The sequence below is a fragment of the Dokdonia ponticola genome (assembly GCF_042653865.1).
GTDB lineage: Bacteria > Bacteroidota > Bacteroidia > Flavobacteriales > Flavobacteriaceae > Dokdonia > Dokdonia ponticola.
Genome location: NZ_JBHSFV010000001.1, coordinates 695,559 through 720,827, shown reverse-complemented (window position 1 = coordinate 720,827; position 25,269 = coordinate 695,559). Strand labels below are relative to the sequence as shown.

The 25,269-nt window shown below is 36.7% G+C and carries 27 protein-coding genes; 8 read left to right on the top strand and 19 right to left on the bottom strand.

What is annotated here, in order from left to right; all coding sequences use genetic code 11:
• Positions 1 to 35: 35 nt before the first annotated feature.
• Positions 36 to 527, top strand: a complete 492-nt coding sequence (coaD, locus tag ACFO3O_RS03445) for a pantetheine-phosphate adenylyltransferase (protein WP_379977102.1) — start codon at positions 36 to 38, stop codon at positions 525 to 527.
• Positions 528 to 541: 14 nt separating this feature from the next.
• On the opposite strand, the gene ACFO3O_RS03440 is transcribed toward coaD, so the two are convergent.
• From ACFO3O_RS03440 to ACFO3O_RS03370, 15 genes are all read right to left on the bottom strand, one after another.
• Entirely contained in the window at positions 542 to 1,144 is a 603-nt protein-coding gene (locus ACFO3O_RS03440; protein WP_379977101.1) for a hypothetical protein, read from the bottom strand.
• Between the two features lie 5 nt (positions 1,145 to 1,149).
• Entirely contained in the window at positions 1,150 to 2,427 is a 1,278-nt protein-coding gene (locus ACFO3O_RS03435) for an aminotransferase class V-fold PLP-dependent enzyme (RefSeq protein WP_379977100.1), read from the bottom strand.
• Positions 2,428 to 2,588: 161 nt separating this feature from the next.
• Entirely contained in the window at positions 2,589 to 3,137 is a 549-nt protein-coding gene (locus ACFO3O_RS03430) for a leucine-rich repeat domain-containing protein (RefSeq protein WP_379977099.1), read from the bottom strand.
• Positions 3,138 to 3,337: 200 nt separating this feature from the next.
• The gene (trpA, locus tag ACFO3O_RS03425; protein WP_379977097.1) at positions 3,338 to 4,099 is read right to left on the bottom strand and encodes a tryptophan synthase subunit alpha; all 762 of its coding nucleotides are present in this window, start codon (positions 4,097 to 4,099) and stop codon (positions 3,338 to 3,340) included.
• Between the two features lie 154 nt (positions 4,100 to 4,253).
• Positions 4,254 to 4,547 carry a GIY-YIG nuclease family protein gene (locus ACFO3O_RS03420; protein ID WP_379977096.1) on the bottom strand — a complete coding sequence of 98 codons (294 nt, stop codon included), beginning with the start codon at positions 4,545 to 4,547 and terminating at the stop codon, positions 4,254 to 4,256.
• A gap of 60 nt (positions 4,548 to 4,607) precedes the next feature.
• Entirely contained in the window at positions 4,608 to 5,831 is a 1,224-nt protein-coding gene (trpB, locus tag ACFO3O_RS03415) for a tryptophan synthase subunit beta (RefSeq protein WP_379977095.1), read from the bottom strand.
• Between the two features lie 183 nt (positions 5,832 to 6,014).
• Complete coding sequence (locus ACFO3O_RS03410) at positions 6,015 to 6,281, bottom strand: GIY-YIG nuclease family protein (protein ID WP_379977094.1); 267 nt, start codon at positions 6,279 to 6,281, stop codon at positions 6,015 to 6,017.
• Positions 6,282 to 6,326: 45 nt separating this feature from the next.
• The gene (locus tag ACFO3O_RS03405) at positions 6,327 to 6,941 is read right to left on the bottom strand and encodes a phosphoribosylanthranilate isomerase (RefSeq protein ID WP_379977093.1); all 615 of its coding nucleotides are present in this window, start codon (positions 6,939 to 6,941) and stop codon (positions 6,327 to 6,329) included.
• A gap of 66 nt (positions 6,942 to 7,007) precedes the next feature.
• Positions 7,008 to 7,784: an indole-3-glycerol phosphate synthase TrpC gene (gene trpC, locus ACFO3O_RS03400; RefSeq protein ID WP_379977092.1), complete on the bottom strand. Its 777-nt coding sequence runs from the start codon at positions 7,782 to 7,784 to the stop codon at positions 7,008 to 7,010.
• Positions 7,785 to 7,897: 113 nt separating this feature from the next.
• Positions 7,898 to 8,890: an anthranilate phosphoribosyltransferase gene (gene trpD, locus ACFO3O_RS03395; protein ID WP_379977091.1), complete on the bottom strand. Its 993-nt coding sequence runs from the start codon at positions 8,888 to 8,890 to the stop codon at positions 7,898 to 7,900.
• A gap of 63 nt (positions 8,891 to 8,953) precedes the next feature.
• On the bottom strand, positions 8,954 to 9,553 hold the full coding sequence (locus ACFO3O_RS03390; protein ID WP_379977090.1) for a hypothetical protein: 600 nt from the start codon (positions 9,551 to 9,553) through the stop codon (positions 8,954 to 8,956).
• 11 nt (positions 9,554 to 9,564) lie between these two features.
• The gene (locus tag ACFO3O_RS03385; protein WP_379977089.1) at positions 9,565 to 10,137 is read right to left on the bottom strand and encodes an anthranilate synthase component II; all 573 of its coding nucleotides are present in this window, start codon (positions 10,135 to 10,137) and stop codon (positions 9,565 to 9,567) included.
• A gap of 34 nt (positions 10,138 to 10,171) precedes the next feature.
• The gene (locus ACFO3O_RS03380; RefSeq protein WP_379977088.1) at positions 10,172 to 11,569 is read right to left on the bottom strand and encodes an anthranilate synthase component I family protein; all 1,398 of its coding nucleotides are present in this window, start codon (positions 11,567 to 11,569) and stop codon (positions 10,172 to 10,174) included.
• A gap of 246 nt (positions 11,570 to 11,815) precedes the next feature.
• Positions 11,816 to 12,382, bottom strand: coding sequence for a YceI family protein (locus ACFO3O_RS03375; RefSeq protein WP_379977087.1), 567 nt, complete (start codon positions 12,380 to 12,382; stop codon positions 11,816 to 11,818).
• Positions 12,383 to 12,400: 18 nt separating this feature from the next.
• Entirely contained in the window at positions 12,401 to 12,850 is a 450-nt protein-coding gene (locus ACFO3O_RS03370; protein WP_379977086.1) for a MarR family winged helix-turn-helix transcriptional regulator, read from the bottom strand.
• Positions 12,851 to 13,025: 175 nt separating this feature from the next.
• Here ACFO3O_RS03370 and ACFO3O_RS03365 point away from each other — a divergent pair, with 175 nt between their 5' ends.
• The 5 genes from ACFO3O_RS03365 to ACFO3O_RS03345 all read left to right on the top strand — a co-directional run bounded on the left by ACFO3O_RS03365 (position 13,026) and on the right by ACFO3O_RS03345 (position 16,566).
• Positions 13,026 to 13,505, top strand: coding sequence for a TlpA family protein disulfide reductase (locus ACFO3O_RS03365; protein WP_379977085.1), 480 nt, complete (start codon positions 13,026 to 13,028; stop codon positions 13,503 to 13,505).
• On the top strand, positions 13,502 to 14,149 hold the full coding sequence (locus ACFO3O_RS03360; RefSeq protein ID WP_379977084.1) for a thioredoxin family protein: 648 nt from the start codon (positions 13,502 to 13,504) through the stop codon (positions 14,147 to 14,149). Before ACFO3O_RS03365 ends, ACFO3O_RS03360 begins: the two co-directional genes overlap by 4 nt.
• Positions 14,150 to 14,465: 316 nt before the next feature.
• Entirely contained in the window at positions 14,466 to 15,854 is a 1,389-nt protein-coding gene (locus ACFO3O_RS03355) for an MBL fold metallo-hydrolase (protein ID WP_379977083.1), read from the top strand.
• A gap of 21 nt (positions 15,855 to 15,875) precedes the next feature.
• Positions 15,876 to 16,178, top strand: a complete 303-nt coding sequence (locus ACFO3O_RS03350; protein WP_379977082.1) for a rhodanese-like domain-containing protein — start codon at positions 15,876 to 15,878, stop codon at positions 16,176 to 16,178.
• Positions 16,179 to 16,182: 4 nt separating this feature from the next.
• Positions 16,183 to 16,566 carry a rhodanese-like domain-containing protein gene (locus tag ACFO3O_RS03345; protein WP_379977081.1) on the top strand — a complete coding sequence of 128 codons (384 nt, stop codon included), beginning with the start codon at positions 16,183 to 16,185 and terminating at the stop codon, positions 16,564 to 16,566.
• Between the two features lie 154 nt (positions 16,567 to 16,720).
• Here the strand turns inward: ACFO3O_RS03345 and ACFO3O_RS03340 are convergent, their stop codons facing one another.
• From ACFO3O_RS03340 to ACFO3O_RS03325, 4 genes are all read right to left on the bottom strand, one after another.
• A complete protein-coding gene (locus tag ACFO3O_RS03340; protein ID WP_379977080.1) occupies positions 16,721 to 17,551 on the bottom strand; it encodes a hypothetical protein in 831 nt (276 codons plus the stop codon).
• A 12-nt stretch (positions 17,552 to 17,563) separates the two neighbouring features.
• Positions 17,564 to 19,042, bottom strand: a complete 1,479-nt coding sequence (locus tag ACFO3O_RS03335) for a RagB/SusD family nutrient uptake outer membrane protein (protein WP_379977079.1) — start codon at positions 19,040 to 19,042, stop codon at positions 17,564 to 17,566.
• A gap of 21 nt (positions 19,043 to 19,063) precedes the next feature.
• Positions 19,064 to 22,102: a SusC/RagA family TonB-linked outer membrane protein gene (locus ACFO3O_RS03330; RefSeq protein ID WP_379977078.1), complete on the bottom strand. Its 3,039-nt coding sequence runs from the start codon at positions 22,100 to 22,102 to the stop codon at positions 19,064 to 19,066.
• A 402-nt stretch (positions 22,103 to 22,504) separates the two neighbouring features.
• The gene (locus ACFO3O_RS03325; RefSeq protein WP_379977077.1) at positions 22,505 to 24,202 is read right to left on the bottom strand and encodes a BamA/TamA family outer membrane protein; all 1,698 of its coding nucleotides are present in this window, start codon (positions 24,200 to 24,202) and stop codon (positions 22,505 to 22,507) included.
• Between the two features lie 187 nt (positions 24,203 to 24,389).
• Here ACFO3O_RS03325 and rpsL point away from each other — a divergent pair, with 187 nt between their 5' ends.
• Both rpsL and rpsG read left to right on the top strand, forming a co-directional pair.
• Positions 24,390 to 24,764, top strand: a complete 375-nt coding sequence (gene rpsL, locus ACFO3O_RS03320) for a 30S ribosomal protein S12 (protein ID WP_379977076.1) — start codon at positions 24,390 to 24,392, stop codon at positions 24,762 to 24,764.
• A 25-nt stretch (positions 24,765 to 24,789) separates the two neighbouring features.
• Complete coding sequence (gene rpsG / locus ACFO3O_RS03315; RefSeq protein ID WP_379977075.1) at positions 24,790 to 25,266, top strand: 30S ribosomal protein S7; 477 nt, start codon at positions 24,790 to 24,792, stop codon at positions 25,264 to 25,266.
• Positions 25,267 to 25,269: the final 3 nt, after the last annotated feature.

Sequence of the window (25,269 nt, the reverse complement as noted above, 5' to 3'; positions counted from 1 at the left end):
AACGCTATCATTTATAATTTCCGTATTTTTAATCTATGAGAAGAGCAGTTTTTCCAGGATCTTTTGATCCTATTACCATGGGACATTACGACATTATAGAAAGAGGATTGACTTTATTTGATGAGGTTATTTTGGCTATTGGCGTCAATTCTGATAAGAAATATATGTTTTCCCTAAAACAGCGTTTACGTTTTTTAGAGGAAACCTTTAAAGATGAGCCTAAAATCAGAGTGATGAGCTATAGCGGTCTTACCGTTGATTTCTGTAAAGAACAAGATTCCGAATTTATCTTACGCGGACTCCGGAACCCAGGGGATTTTGAGTTTGAAAAAGCGATCGCTCATACCAACAGAAAACTCTCTGGAATAGAAACCATTTTCTTACTGACCTCTTCTGGGAAAAGTTATATCTCCTCTTCTATTGTACGCGAAGTCATTCGATACGGAGGCGATTGCTCCGACCTTGTGCCCGAAGTAGTACTCCCATATGCTAATGATGTTTGGGTAAAGGCAAATGAGGATACGTAGAAATATCTAACCCATTATTTAAGTAACTGAATTTTTTCTGATATTCCTTGAGGATTATATTTTTCCAACAAAATAACATTTCCTTCACTGTCATACGTAAGTTGAATACAATTTTTACTTTGTTTGTGGGGTTTCATATGTGTGATTGGTTTACCTTGCTCAACTGTAACTGTCTGAGATAAAAGATACGTTTGTTGTTTAATGATAGTGTTATTCTCATCATAAACTAATGAAAATCCCCAAGGAAATTGAGAACAGATCACACATCCTGAATATTCATATTCAATAAGTTTTCCTTGCGCATCATAAGTATACGAATGTGACCAGTTTTTTTTAAACTCTTTAGGTTTATCATTAAAAGCCCATTCCACAATTTCTTGATTTTTATATTTTTTTCGAACAAGCTTTTTAGGGAGACCGTAAAATTGATTAAAATGTTCTTTATAAAAATAAACATCTAAAGTTTTTTTTGTGTTCTTTATTGATATCGTATCTGTTTTATAAAGTTCGGTGCCTGTATAGTAAGAGGTCACTGAAAAATATAAAGAGTCAGACTGGCTATATCCAAAACAAGAAATAAAAACGATACTAAAAAAGACAATTAGTTTGTAGATCATCTTTTTTATGAATTAGCAATCTCTTCCAAAGCCTCCACCAAGTAATCAATATCCTTCTTCGTAATAAAAATGGCAAAAGAAATTCGTACCCCATTCAATCCAAACGTGGTCATAGGGCGCGTATCGATACCATAGTTTTCAAAGAGTTGTTTTTTAACCTCCCTAACATCTTTACCTACAATTTCAACGGTTTGTATGGCACAGGATAGCGCGTCATTTTCTGGTGTTTTTAGTTTAAAACTAGGATTGTTTTGAACTTTAGATCTAAAATAGTTCTTAAGCTCAAACGAACGTTGTGCAATCTTTTCTTTTCCAATTTGCATATGAAAATCTACGGCGGCACCTAGTCCTAAATACTCAGGTAAATTTCGCGTGTTGTAATTCTCCAAACGACGTATACTAGGGTCGTCATACCCACGAGCCACCATCAAGGGTTTTAAATAGTGCTGGCTCTCTTTTTTTGCATAAAATACACTAATGCCTTTCGGCGAAAAAAGCCACTTATGGGCACTCGCTGTATAAAAATCACAGCCTAAGTCATGCAAATCAATAGCAAACATCCCCGAACTCTGAGCGCCATCTACCGCCACTAGAATTCCTCTTTGATGTGCCATTTCTGAAATTTCCTTGATGGGTAAGATCATCCCATTGGTATTTACCATATGACATATAGAAATCACTTTGGTTTTAGAGGTAATCGCATTTCGATATACCGCCACAATATCTTCAATAGTTTCAGGTAGAATAGGAAGAACAGGACGTACTAATCTAACACCCTTTGATTCTTGCCATATCTTCCAAGGGACCGTACCGCTACTATGCTCATGATCTCCTAAAATCACTTCATCTCCAGGTTGTAAATCAAAACTCCGTGCGATGAGGTTCATGCCTTCCGTAGTATTGTGTGTAATCGCAATTTCTTCGTTAGAAACAGAAAATAAGTCGGCTACTTTTTGACGTACTGCTTCTTTTTCGTCACTCCAATCACCCCACATATATTTAGAAGGAAAACTATCTAAGGTAGCTCTAAATTCATTAGTGGCTTTTTGGACCGAAATAGGTGAGGAGCCTAAAGAAGCATTATTGAAATAATGCAAGCCATCAGCAAAGACAAATTGCTTTTTAACCGTTTCCCAAAATGCCTCTGAAGTATCGGTAGGGTCTAAGGCAGGAGTTGTCTCTTTTGTAGTAGAAGCTGTAGCAGTAAAAGAAGGTAATAGGGTAGCTCCTGTAATTCCAGCGAGTGCCTGTTTTATAAAAGAACGACGACGATTATGTTTCATAGCATGATGATTTTTTTAAATCATACGTAAGATACATAGAAACTAAAAAAGGATCATGACTCGTTTTATAAACACTGAGCTAAAAAAAACCAGAGACACGCCCCCACGTGTCTCTGGTTTTCAATGATAAGGGATAAAAAAAGGGGTGAAAGCGTCGGTAATTAATCGATACTAGCGAGTGTATTTGTTACATCCGTTTGTATGTAGGTTGCATACATTTGGATACTTTTAATAGTAGGTAACTCACTAATTGTTGGCGCTAATGTTCCTGTGAAATCATTAGCAAATATATAAAGGTGTTCAAGACTTTTTATTTTTGAAATCTCTTCTGGTACGTTTCCTTGGAAGGTATTTAGAGAAATATTTAGAATTTTTAATGCATGCAAGTTCCCAATAGAGGTAGGTAGGTTTCCCTTTAGTGTATTGTTATGAAGATTTAAAACTTTTAAGTTGACTAAATCTCCGATAGAAGTAGGAAGCTCTCCAGTAAGATTATTATGGGTAAGTTGTAATGCTACGACCTTGTCATTAATAACAGTAACACCTTTCCAATTTTCTACAGCCGTTGTTAGATCCCAAGATTCTGTCCAATGATCACCATTTGTAGCATGATATAAATCTACTAGTGCTTGCTTCTCAGGTGAAGATACATCAGCGATTGCTGTATGAAAAGTAAAAATAAAGAGTAGTAGAAGAATACTTGTTTTCATGATCTTGAGTTCTGTGACCACAAAAATAGAGGGAGTCAGACAGATCAATTTAATTTTGAGTGGAAACACTTAAAAATCGACAAAATACACAATATTAACTATGAAATACACAAAAATTAGATGTTTTTGAACATAGCTATGATTTTTCATTCACAAAGGCACTATTCTTTTTTTTAATTTACGTATTATACAGTTTTTAATTATCGTATCGTTTTTACAAACGCTTCAACACTATCTGCGCCATGTGCTGTAATGTGTTTGATAAATGCACTTCCGATGATGGCTCCTTTCGCGAAAGCGGTAGCCGCCTCAAACGTTTTGGCATTGCTAATTCCAAAACCTACAATTTGAGGATTTTTGAGATTCATGTTGGCAATGCGCTCAAAATATTCAGATTGGGTGTTCCCAAAACCACTTTGAGATCCAGTCGTACTCGCGCTACTTACCATATAAATAAAGCCATTACTCGCGGCATCAATCTGTTGAATACGCGCATCACTCGTTTGAGGCGTAATTAAAAATACATTGATAAGGCCATATTTTTCAAAGATTGCTTTGTACTCTGCTTCATATTCAGCGAGTGGGAGGTCGGGCATAATGATCCCATCGATACCTATTTCTTGGCATTTTGCACAAAACTTCTCCACCCCATATTGTAGCATCGGATTAAAATACCCCATCACAATCAACGGGATATCAATCGTCTTGCGAACATCTTTGAGCTGATCAAACAGTAATTGTGTAGTCATTCCGTTTTTTAACGCAGCGGTACTACTTTCTTGAATGGTCGGTCCATCGGCCAGTGGATCGGAAAATGGCAATCCGATTTCGACCATATCTACACCACTATCTTGCAGTTGTTGTAAGATAGATACCGTGTCGTTGATGTGAGGATACCCAGCCGTAAAATAGAGGCTGAGTAGTTTTTTATCTTCTTGGAGTTTTTGTTGTATTCTGTTCATTTTATTCCTGCGCAGGCAGGAATCTCTTCCGGCATACGGCTTTATTATTGTTAAACTATTTCATTCCTGCACTTCGATGACACTCAGTGTAAACTCCGGCGGGAATCTAAATCTTGTTTTTTTATTTCTTTAAAAAGTAATATCTAAATTTTAATTATTCTATCATCCAACTTAAATCATTCCAATCTGGATTCTTATCATTAATTAGATTTTCTTTCCATTCTCGATTCCACTTTTTAATCTGTTTTTCTCTTTGAATCGCATTATTTACATACTGAGTAGTTTCAAACCAAACAAGTTTGGTAACATTATATTTTAATGTAAATCCCTTCGAACTTGGGTTTATATGTTTTTTAAGTCTTTGTTTTAAATTACCTGTAAAACCAATGTATAAAACAGTATGTCCTTTATTTGAGAGGATATATGTATAGAATATTTTGGTTTCCATTATGTTTTCGATAGGTATTTTGAGATTTCCGCCTTCGCGGAAATGAAAAACTTTCAAACTTTATAATCCAAAATACTCGATATACGTATTTAAATCCTTATCCCCACGTCCAGATAAATTAATCACTACGACATCATCGGGTTTGAATTTTCTGGTTTCAAAAATCGCAAGGGCATGACTGGTTTCTATCGCAGGAATAATACCTTCGAGTTTACTCAATTCCAGCCCTGCTTGCATCGCATCATCATCGGTCACAGAGATAAATTCACCACGACCTGTTCTGAATAGATTCGCATGCATAGGGCCCACACCCGGATAATCCAATCCTGCCGAAATCGAATATGGTTCTGTGATCTGCCCGTCGGGCGTTTGCATAAGGAGTGTTTTGCTTCCGTGAATAATACCTTCACGTCCCAAGGCTGAGGTCGCGGCACTTTCGCCTGTGTCAATTCCTTTTCCAGCGGCTTCTACGGCAATAATGCCTACCTCTGGCTGATCTAAATAATGATAATATAATCCTGCAGCATTACTTCCGCCACCCACACAGGCAACTACATAATCTGGGTTTTCACGTCCTTCGACTTCGAGTAATTGCTTCTTGGTTTCTGCCGAAATCATCGACTGAAAACGCGCCACCATATCTGGGTACGGGTGGGGTCCTACCACAGATCCAATAATATAATGGGTATTAACGGGATTATTAATCCAATCGCGAATCGCTTCATTGGTGGCATCTTTCAAGGTCCTACTTCCCGACATGGCAGGGCGGACTGTGGCACCTAGCATTTTCATGCGGGCTACATTAGGCGCTTGGCGTTTGATATCAATCGCACCCATATAGACAATACATTCTAAACCCATCAGCGCACAAACGGTCGCTGTAGCTACGCCGTGTTGTCCTGCCCCCGTTTCAGCGATAATTCGGGTTTTACCTAATCGCTTTGCCATCAAAATTTGACCAATCGTATTGTTTATTTTATGCGCTCCCGTATGGCAAAGGTCTTCTCGTTTTAAATACACCTTGGTATTGTATCTTTCGCTAAAACGTTTAGCATAATACAAAGGAGTTGGGCGTCCTACGTAGTCTTTAAGCAAAGCATCAAATTCCTTTTGGAAGGAAGGCTCTTGCATGATTTGCACATATTGAGAGCGTAATTCTTCTACGTTTGGGTAGAGCATTTCTGGAATAAATGCGCCTCCAAAATCTCCGTAATAGCCTCGGTCGTTTGCTTGGTAAGATTTCTCTTCATTTCCGCGAAGGCGGAAATCTTTTTCTTTTTCCATAATATTCATTTTATTTCCGCGTAGGCGGAAATCTCATCTGCCTTAACGAATTGTTTTTATGTGTATCAAGTTTCCCGTCTTCACGGGAGCTATTTGAATCGCGAAGGCGGAAATCTCATCCACCCTTACGTATTATTTCTGTTTTTATCCAATTTCCCGTCTTAACGGGAACTATTTTATTTTTTATAGCATCCAACTTAAATCATCCCAATTTGGATTCATATCACTAATTAGATTCTCTTTCCATTCTCGATTCCATTTTTTTATTTGTCGTTCTCTTTTTCTTGCTTCAGCGACTGTTTTAAACGTTTCAAAATAAATAAGTTTGTCAAGATTATAAGTACCTGTAAAACTCTTTTTATAGATTTTGTCTTTATGTTCTTTTATTCTTCTTTTTAAATCAACAGTAAAACCAGTATAGAGGGCTTTATTATGCGTATTTGTTGTCATATAAAAGTAAAATTGCTCTTCTGAGAATACCATTTTAATAGTGCTTCATTTCATGAGACTTCCGCCTTCGCGGAAGTGATTTTGAAATTTTTGTAGCGCTGCTACATTTTTCTTTCCTGGGCTATCTTCAAACTTACTGTTCACGTCTAGCGCAAGGATAGGAAGATCTAAAGCCCTTATGTCTTCTATTTTTTTTAGTTCGTCGAGTCCGATGCCTCCGCTTAATATAAAAGGGGTTTGTAGGGGGTAGTTTTTCAACACCTCCCAATCAAAGGTGTATCCATTTCCGCCCTTGGCTTTTCCTTTGGTATCAAAAAGGAAGGCATCTACCCGTGATTCGTAGGGAGTTAATCGGTTAAAATCAAAGCTGTCTTTGATGGAGAATACGTTCCATATTTCGACTGCGTTCGGTATAACCTCTTTAAGGCCTTTAATATATTCAGGAGATTCGTTGCCATGTAACTGGACGATGTCTAAGTTGTATTTTTCTATGTACGCTTTCGCGAAAGCAATCTCAGCATCCACAAAAACGCCTACTTTTTTAATGCCTTCAGGAAGTGTTGGGATCTCCCCATCAAAATGACGCGGACTCCCCTTATAAAAGATAAACCCAAGATAGTCGGGCTGCAGGGCAGCGACTTCTTGTGTGTTGTATTTCATTCCGCAGATTTTAAGCTTCATTTCTATTCCCGCGTAGGCGGGAATCCCTCCCCGCTTTCGACTTTTTTATAACTGTTCAATAAATTCCTTCGCACTCGCTCCCGGATCATCTGTTTTCATAAAGTTCTCACCAATTAAAAAACCTTCAAAACCATAAGGTTGTAGTTCTTTAATGGCACTCACCGAACTAATGCCACTTTCAGATACTTTGACAAAATCGTTTGGAATCAACGAGACTAAGTCTTTACTAATCTCAATACTTACCTCAAAGGTTTTTAAGTTTCGGTTGTTAATCCCAAGCATATCGACATTAGGAACAATCGATTTGAGGAGTTCTTCTTTATTGTGAGACTCGCAAAGGACGTCGAGATGTAACGCTTTCGCGAAAGCGGAAAAATCTTCAATCTCTTTTCTTGTAAGGGAAGCTGCAATTAAAAGAATGGCATCGGCTCCGTGGGCTTTGGCTTCTAGGATTTGGTACTCGTCTACAATAAATTCTTTTCGTAATAACGGAAAAGTAGTCGCAGCGCGTGCCAACAATAAATCATCTAAGGATCCGCCAAAATACTTTCCGTCAGTTAAGACAGACATACCGCTTGCACTAGCTGTTTCATAGCCTAGAGCAACATCTTGGACACTTAAGCTATTGTTGATGACAGATTTACTAGGCGATCTGCGTTTGTGCTCTGCAATGATGCCAGACCCTTCTCGCAACGCCTTCGCCAGCGATCGTGTCTCCCGTTCAAATAACACCGATTGCTCCAATTGTCGTGTAGGAATCAACTGCTTTTTAAGCGCTACTTCTTTGCGTTTATCTGCTATTATTTTTTCTAGTATCGTCATTTTATTCCCACGAAGGTGGGAATCTCATCCCACTTTCGACTTTTTAATTTGTATTTAAAATAGATGTTTTTACACCTCCCTCAATCCCTCCTTCTTAGGAGGGAAGTTTTTTTTCATCTCGATAATTCTTGTAATTTCTTTAATTTCTCCAATGCTTTACCGCTTAACAAACTCTCTTGGGCTTGTTCAAATCCTTTTTTTGGACTCAATCCTTTTACGGTAGCAATCGCCATTCCTGCATTGGCACATACCACATTGTTTTGAGGCGCAGTTCCTTTGCCTGAAATCACATCCATAAAAATCTTAGCAGAAGCAGCAACGCTATCTCCACCATAAATATCTTCTTGGGTGTGTGCAGAAACTCCAAAATCAGAAGGGGTTAGCATCACCTCAGTATGGTTGGTAATGGTTTTTGTAGGGCCAGTAAGTGAAATCTCATCGTAGCCGTCTAGTGCATGTAAAATGGTAAAGTTTTTTCCTCCTTTTTGATAGAGATATCCATACATTCTTGCCAATTCAAGGTTAAAAACACCGACTAATTGATTTTTAGGAAATGCAGGGTTTACCATAGGACCTAGCATATTAAAAAAAGTTTTCACCCCTAATTCTCTTCGGATGGGAGCGACGTTTTTCATGGCTGGGTGAAAAAGAGGGGCGTGTAATACACACATTCCAACTTCATCCATAGATCGTTTTAGAAAGTCTTTGTCATTACTAAATTTGATGCCGAGGTATTCCATGACATTACTACTCCCACTTACGGAGGATACTCCGTAGTTTCCATGTTTTGTTACATGAACATCTGCACCAGCCGTAACGAAACTAGAAAGTGTAGAGATATTAAAAGTGTCTTTTCCGTCGCCGCCTGTCCCACATAAATCGATGGCGTTGTATTCAGAAAAATCGACGGCGAGACATACTTCTAGTAAAGCATCTCTAAAGCCTTCTAATTCTGCTACGGTAATACTTCGCATCATATAGACTGTTAAGAAAGAGGCAATCTGACTTGTATTGTATTTTCCTTCAGAAATATTGATTAAGATGTCACGTGATTCTTCTTTAGAAAGAACATCGTGTTGTATTAATCGGTTCAAAATCTGTTTCATTTATTTTTCTTTTTTCAGCTTTCGGTATACTCTTGCGGTTATATATTTTGAAAATAGAGTTCCCTATTTAGGTTGATTGATGTAGATGATTTCTAATTCTTTTGCATCTTTCATAATATTGTCTAGTCCTTTTTTGAGGATATTTTCTTGTTTTGGGATTCCTTTTCCAAAGGAAGCTCTGTCTATATAATTGTAAATTCCTGTGTTAGTTGCCGCAATCCATCCCTTTGCAAAAGAAGATTTTTGTGTACTTAACGCCCCTTTTTTATAATTAGACATTAGTTTTTTGGCAGCTCTTATAGCATCTCTTTCTGCTGTATTATTCGGGAAGATAAGGTAGGTGCCATTTTTAAAAAGCACCCAATTTTTTCTGTCTGGGTTGATACCTAATTGCACATTAAAAATGAGCGATTTATAATCTTCTGGTTTCTTATTGACTACCTTTTTCTTTTTTGGAGCGGGTTTAGGCTTTGCCTTTACCACAGGTGGTGGTGGCGGTGGTTCTGGAATCGTATCTGTTTCATGAACTTCTGGTACCTCAGGAATTTCAGGAACTTCCATAGTAGTTTCTGGTGGCGTAGGAGGTTCTATTGTTTTGGGTTTGTCTTCTATACAAGAGGTTAACATACACAATAGCAAAACATAGAAAAAGATAGTTCTCATAACGGTCGGTTTTATTCGTTAGTAATCCAGTTTTTTATCATTGTTTTTCCATCAGGAGTTAATACACTCTCTGGATGAAATTGTACACCGCGTACATCATATATTTTATGTCTTAATGCCATAATTTGTCCTGTTTCATCTATTGCAGTCACTTCTAGGCTTTCTGGAAACCCTTCTTGTGAGACAACCCAAGAGTGGTATCTTCCAACAGCGATTTGTGGATCAAGTCCCTGAAATAATACCGTATCTTCTTTAATAATGTTAATTTGCGTTGCGACACCATGAAACACTTTATCAAGGTTGATAAGCGTACCACCAAAAACTTCTCCAATAGCTTGCTGTCCTAAACAAACCCCTAAAATGCTTTTGGTTGCTGCATATTTCTGAATCACTTCTTTAAGCAGTCCAGCCTCTTCAGGAATACCAGGTCCAGGTGACAATAAGATTTTTGAATAATCTTCACAGTCATCTATATGAAACTGATCATTACGCTTGACAACAACAGTACAATCTAACTCCTCTAAATAATGAACGAGGTTGTAAACGAAGCTATCATAGTTATCTATAACGAGTACTTTTTTCATCTATTTTATTTTTGGTCTATAAACGGGTCATAAATTATATATCCTCTGCAAGTTCTAGTGCTTTTGTTAAGGCGCCTAATTTATTATATACTTCTTGTAATTCTTTTGCTGGATCGCTACCTGAAACAACACCTGCTCCCGCTTGGTAATGTAGCGTATGATTTTTGCTCAGGAATGACCGTATAATGATGGCATGATTGAAATTGCCGTTAAAATCCATAAAACCAATAGCACCCCCATAAAATGTACGATTTCGGTTTTCATATTTTTCTAATAATTGCATGGCCATATGCTTAGGCGCACCACTAAGCGTTCCTGCTGGAAATGTATCTGCCACGACTTGTAAGGTACTTGAAGATTTATGTTTTTGCGCTGTTACTTTGCTTACAAGATGGATCACATGAGAAAAAAACTGTACTTCTCTATAGGTTTCTACCTGAACGCCATGCCCATTTCTAGAGAGATCATTGCGTGCAAGATCCACAAGCATGACATGTTCGCTATTTTCTTTTTCATCTACGGCAAGTTCTTTAGCAAGTACCGCGTCTTGTTCATCGTTTCCTGTACGTTTGAAGGTGCCTGCAATGGGATGGATTTCGGCTTTTCCTTCACTCACAATAAGCTGCGCTTCTGGCGATGATCCAAAAATCTTAAAATCACCGTAGTCAAAATAGAATAAATAGGGGGAAGGGTTGACGCTTCTCAGTGCTCTATATACATTAAATTCGTCACCTTTAAATTTTTGAGAGAATCGTTTGCTGGGGACAATTTGAAAAACATCCCCTCGTTGGCAGTGTTTCTTACACGTATTGACAAGATCTTTAAAACCTTGGTCAGAAATATTGGTAGTAACTTTGCCCTCTCTATTAAAGTCATACTCAGCAAAATTTTTGACTTTGAGAAGTTGTTCTATATCTGTGATGTTGTTTTGATCTCCTGTGGTATGGCAAAAAATATAAGCTTCATTATTAAAATGATTGATCGCTATGATATTTTGATATACTGCATAATACATATCGGGAATGGCGAGATCTGCTTCTTTCTTTAAGATGTTTATGTCTTCAAAATAATGCACCGCATCATAAGACATATATCCAAATAGGCCATTGTGGATGAATTTATAATCGGATGATGGGGAGGAGAACGCTTTCGCGAAAGCGTCCAAAATACCCACTACATCAGTTTCAGGAGTCATCTTCTGAGTCGTTGTGACGCCATCTGGAAATTGCTGCACAATCTCATTACGATCTACTTTGATCGAAGCAATCGGGTTGCAACAGATATAACTAAAACTATTGTCGTTTGCATGGTAGTCACTACTTTCTAATAATAGACTATTCGGAAAACGATCACGCAGACGAAGATATACAGATACCGGTGTAATGGTGTCTGCGAGTAGTTTTTTTGAATATGTTTTTAATGCGTATGTCATGATGTATACTTTTGTAAAAACTATTTTTTCTAAAAAAGAAAAAGCCTGTCGTAAGACAGGCTTTTGATATATAAATATACATAGGAGCTTCCTTACGAGAACGATTGTTTCGTATTCCACCACCAAGTATGTACTGTATTGTTTTTCATTTGAGGTGTAAATATAGGAAGCTAGTTTAAATAAAAAAAGCCCTGTTGCCAAATTTTATAAAATTAGTTGTAGGGCTCATGTTTTTGTAACCTTATATTAGAATGTTAAACTTACGGCAAGCTCAAAATCATCGTAGATAGCTTTGTCTTTTAAATCATCAAAAAAGCTTCCTGATCCGTATGTGATTCCAAATTTTGTACGATCTACTTCTAATTTTGTAGTCGCCTTGTTTCCATTAATGTTCATGCGTATTTTCATAGGCTGAGTGATTCCCTTGATGGTCATATTGCCAGAGACACTATAGCCGTCTCCACTTTTTGCAACATCCGTAATGGTAAATGTAGCGGTAGGGAAGTTGTTGACGCCAAAAAACTCATCTGTTTTCAAGTGTCCTTCTAATTTTTCTTTTCCTTTTCCAGCTTCTAGATCGGTTACTTCTAATGAAGTCATATTAATAATGAAATTTCCTCCTACAAGCTCATTTCCTTCCATAATTAAGGTGCCTTCTTGTAAGTCAATAGTTCCAGTATGTGATCCTGTTACTTTTTTACCCACCCATGTAATAGTGGCATCTTTTACTTTTACTTCTTTTTTAACTGGGTTTGTGGCAAACGCTCCTGTTACGATAAGGGCTAAAATTGCTGTAACTAATTTAGTTTTCATGTGTTTTTGTTTATATAATTAATGTCTGAGTTTATTGAGTAGTTTATTGAGCATCTCAAGCTCATTATCGTTTAATTGTGATGTGATTTTTTTTTCAGCGTGATCTATAACGGGATCTATAGTTTCTAATAAGGATAATCCTTTTGGAGTAATTGTGATTTCTACTTTTCTTCTATTGGAAGGACAAATCACACGATCTGAATATCCCTTTGCTATTAACTTATCTACGAGTCTTGTGGTATTACTCGTTTTGGATACCATGCGGGAGTTGATAGTAGATAAGTTTGCAGGTTTATTTTGTTGTCCCCTTAATATGCGTAATACATTAAATTGTGCTAGCGATATACCAAATGGCTTTATAGCTTCACTTACTATATCATTCGCCCAATTTGCTGAATACAAAAGGTTAATGGTTAGCTTTCGCGAAAGCGGTAACGTTTTGGTTTGTATGAGGTTTTCTATTGTCATTACAACTGTTGTATGTACAAATGTAATGTATCTTTTAGTATGTTTTGAGATTTTAACATTTTTTTTAAAATTTGATGCTAGAATCTACAGGGGTTTTTCTCATTTTTTAACGAATGAATGCCAAAGTTTGTTAATACATGATCTGAAATGGAAACCATACAATACTTTTGTTGCGATGAAATTTTATGTACTTATAGGACTGGTTCTTTTTTTAAGTTGTAGCAAGGATCATCAAAAAGAGGTTTCTTTCGTAACGGTAGATTATGAGGGATTAGAAAACTATTTAGAAGCGTCAGATGCTGCTGTTCATGTCGTAAATTTCTGGGCTACTTGGTGTAAGCCTTGTATAGAAGAATTGCCTCATTTTGAAACCATACGCGAAGAGTATCGTGGAAAAGATGTAAAAGTCATTTTGGTGAGTTTAGATTTTCCAGATCAAACAGAACGCCTAACAAATTTTATTAAGAAAAGAAATATCCAATCAGAGGTTGTATTCTTAGATGATGGGGATGGTAACAGTTGGATTCCTAAGGTAGATGTGAGTTGGTCAGGTGCTATTCCTGCTACTATTATATACAATAAAGAGAAACGTTCTTTTTATGAAAAATCGTTTACATATCAAGAACTAGAAAAAGAACTTAAATTATTTTTATGAAAACATTAAAAATCTTGACAGGTATTGCTTTTGTTGTGATTTTATCTGCTTTTGTTGTAAAATCAATCAATCCTACTAAAGTAGGCAGTACTAGAAACGGATATGGAAACGGCTACGCAATAGGAGACATTGCAAAAGATATTCACTTAAAGAATGTGGACGGTACCTTTGTGTCTTATTCAGATTATCCAAACGCCAAAGGCTTTATTGTTGTTTTTACGTGTAATACCTGCCCTTTCTCTGTGGCTAATGAAAATCGTATTATAGCATTAGATACTAAATACAAAAATGTTGGATTTCCTGTGATAGCTATCAATCCAAATGATCCAGAAATACAGCCAGGGGATAGTTTTGAAGCGATGCAAAAACGAGCAAAGGAAAAAGGGTTTACATTCCCTTACCTTCTAGACGAAGGACAAAAAGTATATCCTTCATATGGAGCTACAAAGACGCCTCACGTTTATTTACTTCAAAAAACCGAAAAAGGGAATGAGGTAAAATACATAGGCGCCATAGATGATAACTCTAGAAATCCTAACGCTGTAAACGTAAAATATCTAGAAAATGCAGTAGACGCATTACTTTCTGGTAACACCATAGAAATTACAGAAACAAAAGCTATAGGTTGTTCTATTAAATCGTAACTCTTTTTTCATCAACACATAAAAAAATCGAAACCTATAGGTTTCGATTTTTTTTATTCCTCTGTTTTACTAATGAGATAGTGTTTTAAAAAGGTGTGAAGCAATATCTCTAAAATAGCTAGTTGAACCTGCCTTTGCCAGCAGGTATGCTACTCCCTCTAAACAAGCAACACCTAAACCTTGTTCTATTTTAAGGTTGGAATCTAATATCGTAAAGTTTAGTTCAAAAATATAAAAAACATATTCTGTTGAATACTTTGTAGCTTGCTTAGAGGATTATTTATTTCCTTAAATTTGCAATAAATTAAATGCCCGAATGATCTTAGAACAGATATACACAAAATGTTTAGCTCAGGGAGCTTATTTTATAAGTTCACAAGGAGAAGCGATTATCATAGATCCTTTAAGAGAAGTGCAGCCTTACCTAGATCTTGCCAAAGAAAATAAGAGTGAGATCAAGTATATTTTTTTAACGCATTTTCATGCAGATTTTGTGAGTGGTCAAGTTGATTTAGCTAAAGCTACAGGAGCTACAGTTGTTCTTGGACCGAATGCAAAAGCAGGGTATTCTTACCACGGTGCAAAAGACGGAGAGGTTTTTCAAGTGGGAGCACTTCAAATAGAAGTGATCCATACGCCTGGACATACCATGGAGTCTAGCTGTTATTTGTTGCGTGATGAAGAAGGGAAGGAACAAGCACTGTTTACAGGTGACACTTTGTTTATTGGAGACGTAGGGCGCCCGGATCTTGCAGCAAAATCAACGCTTACCACAGAAGACTTAGCGGGACACTTATACGATAGTTTACACAATCGTATCATGCCATTACCAGATCATATTATCATATATCCTGCGCATGGGGCAGGATCTGCGTGTGGTAAAAATATGAGTAGTGAGACAAGTGACACGCTAGGGAATCAAAAGGAAACAAACTACGCTTTTAAATTACAGAAGCAAGATTTTATAAAAGAATTGATTACTGGACTCGCGGCACCTCCTGGTTATTTTCCAGAAAATGTAGCGATGAATAAGCGGGTGAATACAGATTTTGATACGATTATAGAAAGAGGAACTACCCCACTTTCTGTTTTGGAATTTGAAAAATTAGCGCTTCAGGAAGATGTGTTAGTGTTGGATACGAGGAGTGTTTCCGCTTTCGCGAAAGCGTCTCTACCCCAAGCTTGGTTTATAGGATTGAGTGGTCAGTTTGCGCCATGGGTAGGAGCTGTTGTGCAGGACATCAATCAAAAAATTATATTTATAGCAGACGAAGGAAAGGAAGAAGAAGTAGCGATGCGACTCTCAAGAGTTGGTTATGACCATAGTCTAGGATATCTCAAAGGAGGTATGGAAGCATGGATTGCAGTAGGTAAAGAAGTGGTAGAAACGCAAGAAGTGACCGCACAAGAATTTGTAGATGGACTCTCAAACGGAAGTATTGCTCACCCTGTAGATGTGCGGAAAGATGGAGAGTTTGCCACAAGTCATATAGAAGGAATACAGCATCTATCACTAGATGAAATTCATAAAAATAGCAAGGAATTAGATCCTGCTAAGACCTATCACGTACATTGTGCGGGAGGATATAGATCATTAATTTATGTGTCTATTGCTCGATCACAAGGGATAGATATGGTCAATGTCTTGGGAGGATATGCTGCCATCAAGAAAACAACATTAGGAAACGTTACATTAATAGCGTAAAAACAATTAAATTTTAGATAAATGAAAGATATAACAGTAGCCGAGTGGAAATCACTCATCGCAACCGATGACAATGCAGTTGTTCTGGATGTGCGTACGCAAGATGAAGTAGATGAGGGAGCTTTAGAAAATTCTAAACATATAGATATTTTTATGGGGCAAGGTTTTATTAACGAAGTCAAAAAACTTGATCCTGAAAAAAATTACTATATTTATTGTCGCTCGGGAGGCCGTAGCGTCCAGGCTTGTACTATTATGGAGCAGCTTGGTTTTAAAAACACTTATAATATGCTAGGCGGTTATAATGCTTGGGTAGAAAATTAAAAATATGCGTTTTACGATATCTCTATGTCTTTTTGTGCTTTTTCTTTCCTGTAAAGAAAAAACAACAACGCCTCGAGTAGAGGTTATCTCTGTGCAAGAGATGAAAGAAATACTTAAAGAAGAATCTGTACAACTCATTGATGTGCGTACACGCAACGAATATGCAACCAATCATATTAAAAATGCAAAAAATATCGTGTATCAAGGAGATGATTGGGAAGACCAAGTAGCAAAGCTTGATAAAGAGAAACCTGTGTATGTATACTGTCAAAAAGGAGGCAGAAGTGCTAAATGTGCTTCTTTACTAGAAAAAGCAGGGTTTGAAAAAGTATACGACTTAAATGGAGGAATCTCACAATGGATTGCAGAGGGTAATGCTGTGGAGTAGCTGTATTATTTCGTAAAAAAAATAGAAAAGTTTAATAAAAAAGCGTGCTTATAAGCACGCTTTTTTATTCTAAAAAGGCAATACAATGGAGTTTACCTAGCGAGTCATTATTTAAAAGTTTTAATCTTTCTTGTAATAACTCATCATCAATGAATTATTCAATGAATTTTAAATTAAACGAATGAACATTGCCATTGAACGGGGAGTAATTAAGTATTAATTCAAATCTTCCTATACAAGACAAAACAGTTCCTTCTGATGAACCTAATAAATAAAAATTAGGGGGAAAGTTGTTATCTGCAGAGACTGGACCATTTCCAAAAGCTAATCCATCCTCATTTACGGCAATGACGTTTCCAGCATCATTTAGTGTAATTATTAATGGATCGCTGCCTTCTATAGGAAATTCACCTTCAAGAATAGTAACTTGATTTTCTCCAGGGCCAAGTTCAATAGTTCTTGTCGTAGTTGTGTCTCCAAAGAAATCTCCAAAATCAGATTGTGTAACTTCATAAAGACCTTCTGGAATTTCTGAATATACAAAAGGACAGTTTATGCCAACAGAAAGTGTTGTGGTTACACTAGATCCTGTAACAAAGTCATCTTGAGATACGATTTCTAATATAATTGTTTCTGGATCTGCTACATTACCCACTACATCTTGAATGGTTACTGTCGTACTACCAAAAAACTCGTTAGCCGGAATAGTAATAGACATGGAGGAAATACTATAAAAGCTAGGGTCTAGCGTAGACAAATCACTTATTGTAAAAATGATAGTTCTTTCAGAATCAGATAGCGTCGTGCTGTTTATTTGTATCTCAAAATCTTGTGTTTCATCTATTTGAATAGAAAGATCTTGGGTTGAATTACTAAAACCGATAAGTGTTTGGTCAACTCCAGAACCAAATTCGGAGTCATCATCACATGATATACATGTGATGATACTCAATGTTACTAATAGTAAATATTTAATTTTTTCCATTTTTATTATTTTTTAGTATCCAATATTTTGAACATAGTTAGAATTTGCATTGATTTCAGCAATAGGTATTGGGAGTTGAAATCTAAAATCTCCCGCGGTAAGCGTGAATACTTCGGCTGGGGTTCCAGTGCCATCTCTTAAGTCTCCAAATGAAGATCTTTCAATAGATTCTCCTCTACGTTTTAAGTCAAAGAAGCGATGTCCTTCAAAGGCTAATTCTACTCTTCGTTCAAATTGTATGGCATCTTCAAGTGCTTGTCCAGTTTCTGTTCCTGGTGTAAATGGAGTATACCTTAATGCTCTTAATTCATCAAGTGTTGTAAGAGCTTGCCCCTCAAGACCTAATTCAAATTGCGCTTCTGCTTTATTAAGTACTACTTCGGCAGCTCTCATCACTTTAATGTCAAGTCTTCCGTTTACTTGTCCAGCCTCTCCTAAGAATTTTTTTATTCCATTGTGTTCAGCATCTCCATTAGCGCTGTCAAACTGTATCACATCTTTTCTTGCATCATCATCACTAATGCTATTGAAAAACTCAAAATCTACGGCGTATTCAGAAATTGTATTCGTAATTTCTCCAGCTTCTAGACTACCTTGACTATAAATGACACCTACATTATTAAAATTGGCTTCTGGACCTGCCGTATTTACAGAAAGTTCTATCACAATACCGTCATTAGAGGCATCAATATAAATATTAGGGAGCTCTTCTTGAGTTGCAAGTGATGTAGTTACTTCATTTGAAGCATCTATTGCATTTTGGTATTGACCTAGATAGAGATATACTCTTGATAGTAAGGCAAACACTCCATTACGCGTTAATCTGCCTTCAGAATTTGATTCTGAAATCAATGTGCTCGCTGTAAGAAGGTCTTCAACGATTTCTTCGTAATTTGTACCTATGGATTCTCTTTCGGGAAAAATAGGAGCAGGCTCTTCAAAATTCACATCACCGTCCTCTACTTTAATGTAAGAAATACCCAAAGCATTAATTGCGTCACTGGATTGCGTTGGAATAGGGCCATATACGCGTGCTAAGTCAAAATGAGCAAGTGCTCTTCCAGCGAATGCTTGTCCTAAAATATTATCTCTTGTTTCGCCAGCTTCTAATTTATCTATTTGAGAAATAACAATATTTGAAATATTGACAGCATTATATGCTTGACTAAAGTATAAGCTTATGGCGCCTCCAGTGGCTGCGGTATATTGATAATCATAATATACTTCGTTAGATCTTCTACCAGTGGTTACTAAAACAGCATTGTCAGACATAATATCTGGGATTCCTTGCAAAGCAGATCCTGGTGCCGAATAATAACCAAATAATTGGTTGTACATACCATCTACAGCCGTTTGAAATTCTGTAGGCCCTTGTAAAAAGTCTAAAGGGTTCACAGAAGTAAATGGTTCTAAATTGTCTATTTCATCACTACATGAGTATGTTATTCCCAGTAATAATGTTGCTACTATTATTAATTTTATTTTTTTCATTTCTGTTTTTTTTATTGTGATTTAAAAACCTATTTCTACGCCAAACGTATATGAACGTGTTTGTGGATAACTAAATAAATTAAAAGCGCCCGTTACAAATCCTGCTGCACCAGGTGCTGAGGTCTCAGCAGAGCCAATCCCTACTTCTGGATCTCCTTCAAAACCAGTGATAGTTAATATATTTTGCCCTGTCCCATAGATTCTCAAGGAACTAATGAATAATTTTTCAGTAAAAGCGCTTGGAAGGTTGTATGCTAAGGTTAATGATCTTAAGCGTAAGAAATCTCCTTTTTCAAGGAATCTAGTTGATGTTTGATCTGCTGTAGCTTGAAATAATGGGCTTGGAAGAACATCAGTGTCTCCTGGTTGTCTCCAGAAATTTAATGCTTCTGTTCGTAAGTTAGCATCTATGTTTCCAATGGCTACACCGGCTTGCCTCTGAAAATTAATAATATAGTTTCCAGTTTGAAAAGCCCAATCTGATCGTAAACTAAAGCCTTTCCAACTCACATTAGTATAAAAACCACCTTGAATATCTGGTGCAGGTGACTTACCTTCTAAAAGTGTTTGGAAGTCAGCACTGAAATTATCAGTAATTATATCGTTTTGATCAAGGTATAATGGAGCCCCATTTGCTGGGTTCACACCAGCATATCTAGGTAAGAAAAATGTGTTTAACTCTTCACCTTCTCTTAAAATAGTAGTTCCGTTAATAATATCTGCTCCATCAAGAAGTGATACCACTTCATTATTTAATTGGAATGAGATATTACCTCCTACAGAAAACCTTAGGTCACTATTTCTTAAAACGTCATAATTAAGAGAAATTTCTAATCCCTGATTTTCAATTTCACCTACGTTTGTTGTCACAGAATTATCAAGATCTCCTTGTGTTAAGGAAAGCGGTCTAGGTAATAAAAGCTCGTCAGAGTTTCTTTGGAAAAAATCTACAACTCCATTGAGACGATTATTAAATAACCCCCATTCAACACCTACGTCAAATGTTCTTTGTGCTTCCCATTGGATATCAGGATTTCCTAACCCAAAAGGAATTAGTGCTGCATTTCCATTAAATGTACTAAAACCCGCAAGGTTTAAAAACTGAAAATCTCCAATGGCTTGGTTGCCTGCTGTCCCTAATGAAGCTCTTAACTTTAAGTTACTTATAGTGTTGTTGTCAGTAAGGAAATCTTCATTTGAAAGGTTCCATGCGACACTAGTACTCCAGAAGTACCCTTCTTGATTATTTGGGCCAAACCTAGTGGATGTATCTCTACGGATACTTGCAGAAGCAACATATTTTCTGTCGTAATCATAGGTTAGAAATAGTCCTTGAGAAAAGAGTCTATTTCTAGCTTCATTAGAGCCTGCTGTTTGTGCTTCTGTAGCGACATCTTGAAATGGAATGTCTGGTGAGGGAAAACCTCTACTGGTAGAAAATTGGCTAGTAAAAACGCGTTCAATATATTCTAAAAGAAAATCAGCTTGAAGGTTATGTACTCCATTAAAAGTGTCTTTATAACTTAATGTGTTTGTCACATTGTAGCGTAAATCAATAGATGCGTTGTCTGTTTGGGTTCCAGGAAAATTCGCATCCCCTACAAACCCCTGGAGGACACCACCAGGCAATGATCTGTTTGTTCTATTGAATCTATTGGATGTGGCCCCTACTAGAAAATTGTTAGAAAATTTGTCAGAGATTTTGATATCTGCTCCTAGGCTACCAATAATTAAGAAATTTCTGTTGTCTTCTGGTTCTGTTTGCAGAGCTCTCGCAACAGGAAATCCAGTAGATGTAGGGTTAAATACATTTTCACCAGTATCATCAGTTACAATAGTGCCATCGTCATCTCTTAAAAAGAGAGGTTCATATGGATTGTAATCATATAAAGCTCTAAATGGGTTTTGTACATTATTTCGATCTCTAGGTAAATCTGATGTATTTCGAGATAAAGAGATGTTTGTGGTTACTTTTAACCATTCTTTAGCTTGGTATGAAGTATTTAAACGTACCGATGTTCTTTCAAAACCATCAATACGATCTATAATACCTGTGTTTTTGCTATATGCAAGAGATAAAAAATAATTTAGTTTCTCATCTCCTCCTGAAATGGAAAGCGCATTATTTTGAATAAACCCTTGTCTAAGAAGTTCGTTTTCCCAATTTGTATCTAAATCAATAAGCGCAGCAAGTTCTTCTGGCGTAGAGGTTGCTCCTGGTAAACTCTGTGCGGCAGTGACCCCTAATTCAGCAAATTGTCTTTCAATGTCAAGTTTTCCTCTTGCATCTAAAAGGTCAAATGGATCTGGAGTTCGTTGAGAAAAACCTATAGAGGAATTAAAACTAATTCTAGCTTCTCCGCTTTTTCCTTTTTTGGTTGTAATTAAAACAACCCCATTAGCTCCCCTAGAACCGTATAAACTTACTGTAGCTGCATCTTTTAAGATAGAAAAACTATCAATGTCATTTGGGTTAATGTTGTTAACGTCATTGGCGTCAATGGGAACCCCATCTACAACATATAAAGGAGTGGTCGAAGCGCTCAAAGAACCAATACCACGTATTTGGACAAATGCAGTTTGCCCAGGCCTTCCATTTGCTCCTACAACTTGCACTCCAGCCGCTTTGCCTTGCAGCGCGTTGTCTAAACTTGTAGAAGGCACCAAGTTTTCTATATCCTTGCCAGTAACGGTAGATATGGCTGATGTCGATAACTCTTTGGTTCTGCTTCCAAAACCTACAATGACGACTTCGTCGAGTGTATTGTCCACTTTTAAAGTAACCGTGATAGACGTTTGATTACCTACAGGTATTTCTACATTTTTGAACCCTACATAACTAAAGACAAGAATGTCTGTAGGGGTTATATTAGATAAGGAAAACTTACCATCAAAATCTGTTTGTGTACCATTGGACGTGCCTTTTACTAAAACGTTAGCTCCCGGTAAAGGACCTTCGGATTCGAGGACTGTTCCTGATACTGTTTTCTGTTGTGAAAAAGCAGTTTGAACTGCAAACACTAGAAATAGTGTTAACACTAGGCATGATTTTTTTTTCATTTTTTCAAGTATTTTTTATTACTAAATATTCACCATTTATTAGTCCTATGGTGAATTGTCTCTGAGTGAAATAGATGTATACTGTAGCATTTATGTTGAAGTGTAGAATTACGCTGCATTCAGTTTATGAATAGCTTCTAGTGAATTTATTTTATGTAATTCTTTTAAAATGCGTATCGGGTCATTATTTATCGTCCAAAATGGATTAAAATGGTAAGAAGGTGCAGCCCGATATTTTTCTATTTCGATTTAAATTTTGCCTTTTTGTAGCAGTTTGTAGATAATGCCGATAAAGACTTACTATTATGTTAATTTTAACATAATAACAAAAGAGAGGTGTTGCTTGAAAAGAATAGCAATAAGTGGTGTTTGTTGAAAATCAACACCTTGAGGAAATGTTGTTTAAAAACGAATTTCTAACTGAAAATGAAGCTTAGTATTTGAAAAACGAAAGACTTGATTTTCTGTTTTACCATTCGCTAGGTTTATTTTAAAAATTCCCGCTTTTGTTCGTAAACCAGCGCCCACTCCAAAACTGATTAGTTTTTCTCTTTGATTGGTGATCTCATTTTCAAAGTAGGCGAGATCTATAATGCTATGTACATAAATACTAGAGTTCAATACGTACCTATATTCAGTATTTAAAGTGCTAACAAGATTTGCGAAAATGCTATTTTCTTCAAAACCTCGAATACTCGTAATTCCCCCAAAACGATATTGCTCATTGGTAAGGTATGAGTCTGAGAGTAATACTTGCGTTCTATTTTTTAGATAAATCTGATTTGCCTCATTCAGTTTAAAGATATGACTTGCGATGGTGTTGACGCTTATCTGCTCTTCTTTTGTCTGTGATGAAACTCTGTTTCCAATTTCGCCATTCAGAATCAGTTGTGATTTAATGGGGAAGAAAAAGTCCGATTGTAACTTTGAAAAGGTAAAACCACCTAAAACTCTTTGCTGAGTGTAATCCTCTATGATTTCAACAGAAGTGTTTTCTGATTCAATGAGATCTTCAGATTGTTTTGATTTGTATCCTAGCGATACTGTGTTATTCGAATTGATTTGGTAAAATAAGCTCACTTCTTGGCTGTTTTCTGAAAATGTACTATCCCTTCTGAATAATGATAATTGTGTTTCAACACCCAGCGGACTTCTAAATAAATAGGGTAAGGTCGCTTTTACATGTAGCTGTGTCTGGTCGTCTCCATCACTTTTGTAATTAAGTAAGAGGGTTTCTCCATAATTCAGATTATTGGTTAGTATAAGATCTATGTATCCATCCAGTTGAAGTCTATTAGTCTCTTCATTGGTAGCAAACCCTAAAAACCCATCAAAGCGATTATTGACTTTTCGTTCTAAATAAAAATACACCGTTGTGCTGTCTTTTGTAAACAATACTTCAGGATCTTTCCTGGAAGAAATAAAACTCAGATCGTTTAGTCGTTCATTTTGTTCTAGCAATTCTTTTTGATTAAACAGTTTTCCTTCCCGTATTCTCGCATAGTGTTTTATAAAACCCTTGGGTGCTTTATCATATCCATTGATGACGATACGATTTGCATACCGATTTTCATCTTGCTCTACAACGAGGATGCCAGTAAGGGTGTTTGTTTGATTTTTGGCAAGGGATTGTAGTTGAAAGCTTGTAAATGGATTTCCACTATTTGCAGCAATGGCGGTTAAATTTTCTAAAACCGCTTTCGCGAAAGCGGTCTCCACAAGAATACTATCGTTCTCTATATTGATTTTTGCTTTCTTAAGATATTCCTTAATGTTTGGTTGTTTTTCCACATAGATTTTGACATATTTATAGTGCTTGCCTAATTGCATGTTGGAGGTATAAGAAGAATCGGTGTCTTTATTCCTGTTTTCTATAATATCTATGTACCCTAATTGAGATAGATTGATTTTTAGGCTGTCAATAGTGTTGAATAAAGGGGTTAGCTCTTTAAATTTTTTTGGATATCCAACACTGTCAATTATTTTGGTCTCGATTGGAGATGCGCCTTTTATGGTTAAGGAGATTTTTTCTTCTTGTGCATTTGTATAAGAAGTGCTTGTAATATATAAGGAGAAAAGAATGTAAATATAGCGTCTCAAAAAGTCTAGTAATTATAATGTAAAGCTAACGGTTTTTGTGGGTAAAAAGTGCTTTGAGGAGTATTTAATGAGAAACCCATTTAAAATAAGTGAAGTAATATTTGATTAATCTCAAAATAGTTGTACTTTTGCAAGCCCTTAAATAAGGGATAATTAATTTATAACAAATTTTAGGTAGAAAGAAATTATGCCAACAATTTCACAATTAGTACGAAAAGGAAGAGCCAAAATAACCAAGAAGAGTAAATCGGCTGCTTTAGATTCGTGTCCACAACGCCGCGGCGTATGTACTCGTGTTTACACGACTACACCTAAGAAACCAAACTCGGCAATGCGTAAAGTAGCGCGTGTCCGTCTTACAAATGGTAAAGAGGTGAATGCATACATCGGAGGAGAAGGTCACAATCTTCAGGAGCACTCGATAGTATTGGTTAGAGGTGGAAGGGTAAAAGATTTGCCAGGAGTTAGATATCACATTGTACGTGGAGCTTTAGACACCGCAGGTGTTGCAGGAAGACTACAATCGAGATCTAAATATGGTGCAAAACGCCCTAAAAAGTAATCATCAACACTTTTAAAGAGAAGAAATGAGAAAAAGACAGGCCAAAAAGAGACCACTTTTACCAGATCCACGCTTTAACGATCAGTTAGTAACTCGATTCGTTAATATGATGATGTGGGATGGAAAAAAATCGGTAGCCTTTAAAGTTTTTTACGATGCAATTGATATCGTAGAAGAAAAGAAAACAGACGACGAAAAATCTGCATTAGAAATGTGGAAAGATGCATTATCTAATGTAATGCCGCACGTAGAAGTACGTAGCCGTCGAGTAGGAGGTGCGACCTTCCAAATCCCTATGCAAATCCGTCCAGATCGTAAGATCTCAACAGCTATGAAATGGTTGATCGGATATGCAAGAAAAAGAAACGAAAAGTCAATGGCTTCTAAACTTGCTGCAGAAATTCTTGCTGCTGCAAAAGAAGAAGGTGCTGCAGTTAAAAAGCGTACTGATACGCATAAAATGGCTGAAGCAAACAAAGCATTCTCACACTTTAGATTCTAAGAA

What these genes read in the sequence shown, in the direction of transcription:
- coaD (WP_379977102.1), top strand. Translation starts at nt 36, where the DNA reads ATGAGAAGAGCAGTTTTTCCAGGATCTTTTGATCCTATTACCATGGGA.
- ACFO3O_RS03440 (WP_379977101.1), bottom strand. Translation starts at nt 1,144, where the DNA reads ATGATCTACAAACTAATTGTCTTTTTTAGTATCGTTTTTATTTCTTGT.
- ACFO3O_RS03435 (WP_379977100.1), bottom strand. Translation starts at nt 2,427, where the DNA reads ATGAAACATAATCGTCGTCGTTCTTTTATAAAACAGGCACTCGCTGGA.
- ACFO3O_RS03430 (WP_379977099.1), bottom strand. Translation starts at nt 3,137, where the DNA reads ATGAAAACAAGTATTCTTCTACTACTCTTTATTTTTACTTTTCATACA.
- trpA (WP_379977097.1), bottom strand. Translation starts at nt 4,099, where the DNA reads ATGAACAGAATACAACAAAAACTCCAAGAAGATAAAAAACTACTCAGC.
- ACFO3O_RS03420 (WP_379977096.1), bottom strand. Translation starts at nt 4,547, where the DNA reads ATGGAAACCAAAATATTCTATACATATATCCTCTCAAATAAAGGACAT.
- trpB (WP_379977095.1), bottom strand. Translation starts at nt 5,831, where the DNA reads ATGGAAAAAGAAAAAGATTTCCGCCTTCGCGGAAATGAAGAGAAATCT.
- ACFO3O_RS03410 (WP_379977094.1), bottom strand. Translation starts at nt 6,281, where the DNA reads ATGACAACAAATACGCATAATAAAGCCCTCTATACTGGTTTTACTGTT.
- ACFO3O_RS03405 (WP_379977093.1), bottom strand. Translation starts at nt 6,941, where the DNA reads ATGAAATACAACACACAAGAAGTCGCTGCCCTGCAGCCCGACTATCTT.
- trpC (WP_379977092.1), bottom strand. Translation starts at nt 7,784, where the DNA reads ATGACGATACTAGAAAAAATAATAGCAGATAAACGCAAAGAAGTAGCG.
- trpD (WP_379977091.1), bottom strand. Translation starts at nt 8,890, where the DNA reads ATGAAACAGATTTTGAACCGATTAATACAACACGATGTTCTTTCTAAA.
- ACFO3O_RS03390 (WP_379977090.1), bottom strand. Translation starts at nt 9,553, where the DNA reads ATGAGAACTATCTTTTTCTATGTTTTGCTATTGTGTATGTTAACCTCT.
- ACFO3O_RS03385 (WP_379977089.1), bottom strand. Translation starts at nt 10,137, where the DNA reads ATGAAAAAAGTACTCGTTATAGATAACTATGATAGCTTCGTTTACAAC.
- ACFO3O_RS03380 (WP_379977088.1), bottom strand. Translation starts at nt 11,569, where the DNA reads ATGACATACGCATTAAAAACATATTCAAAAAAACTACTCGCAGACACC.
- ACFO3O_RS03375 (WP_379977087.1), bottom strand. Translation starts at nt 12,382, where the DNA reads ATGAAAACTAAATTAGTTACAGCAATTTTAGCCCTTATCGTAACAGGA.
- ACFO3O_RS03370 (WP_379977086.1), bottom strand. Translation starts at nt 12,850, where the DNA reads ATGACAATAGAAAACCTCATACAAACCAAAACGTTACCGCTTTCGCGA.
- ACFO3O_RS03365 (WP_379977085.1), top strand. Translation starts at nt 13,026, where the DNA reads ATGAAATTTTATGTACTTATAGGACTGGTTCTTTTTTTAAGTTGTAGC.
- ACFO3O_RS03360 (WP_379977084.1), top strand. Translation starts at nt 13,502, where the DNA reads ATGAAAACATTAAAAATCTTGACAGGTATTGCTTTTGTTGTGATTTTA.
- ACFO3O_RS03355 (WP_379977083.1), top strand. Translation starts at nt 14,466, where the DNA reads ATGATCTTAGAACAGATATACACAAAATGTTTAGCTCAGGGAGCTTAT.
- ACFO3O_RS03350 (WP_379977082.1), top strand. Translation starts at nt 15,876, where the DNA reads ATGAAAGATATAACAGTAGCCGAGTGGAAATCACTCATCGCAACCGAT.
- ACFO3O_RS03345 (WP_379977081.1), top strand. Translation starts at nt 16,183, where the DNA reads ATGCGTTTTACGATATCTCTATGTCTTTTTGTGCTTTTTCTTTCCTGT.
- ACFO3O_RS03340 (WP_379977080.1), bottom strand. Translation starts at nt 17,551, where the DNA reads ATGGAAAAAATTAAATATTTACTATTAGTAACATTGAGTATCATCACA.
- ACFO3O_RS03335 (WP_379977079.1), bottom strand. Translation starts at nt 19,042, where the DNA reads ATGAAAAAAATAAAATTAATAATAGTAGCAACATTATTACTGGGAATA.
- ACFO3O_RS03330 (WP_379977078.1), bottom strand. Translation starts at nt 22,102, where the DNA reads ATGAAAAAAAAATCATGCCTAGTGTTAACACTATTTCTAGTGTTTGCA.
- rpsL (WP_379977076.1), top strand. Translation starts at nt 24,390, where the DNA reads ATGCCAACAATTTCACAATTAGTACGAAAAGGAAGAGCCAAAATAACC.
- rpsG (WP_379977075.1), top strand. Translation starts at nt 24,790, where the DNA reads ATGAGAAAAAGACAGGCCAAAAAGAGACCACTTTTACCAGATCCACGC.